At 72.1% G+C, this 244-nt stretch carries 1 protein-coding gene; it reads left to right on the forward strand.

Translation table 11 applies throughout. The annotated features are described in order from the left end of the window. Positions 1-142: aa3-type cytochrome oxidase subunit IV (gene ctaF, locus GTQ99_RS26465; protein WP_166618124.1), on the forward strand; the 142-nt coding region annotated here is incomplete at its 5' end. Between the last annotated feature and the right edge of the window lie 102 nt (positions 143-244).

A 244-nucleotide genomic window follows, 5' to 3' on the forward strand; every position in this document is an offset into this window, starting at 1 on the left:
GGGTGCGGGGGAGCAGGGCTTCTTCCCGCCCTTCAGCTGGTGGCCGCTGTACCTGGCCGGCGGCGCCGCGCTCGCGTTCTTCGGCGTGGCCGTCGGCTGGTGGCTGTGGCTCATCGGCCTCGTCGTCGTGACCGGATCGTGAGCGGTGGGTGCGCCGGTGCGTGCAACGCGACGACCTCGCGTCGCGTCCTCCTGGTGACCACTCCCGGTGCGAGGATGTGGGTAGGGGGAAGCACGAGGAGGG

Origin of the sequence: Kineococcus vitellinus, assembly GCF_009906315.1 — a bacterium.
GTDB lineage: Bacteria > Actinomycetota > Actinomycetes > Actinomycetales > Kineococcaceae > Kineococcus > Kineococcus vitellinus.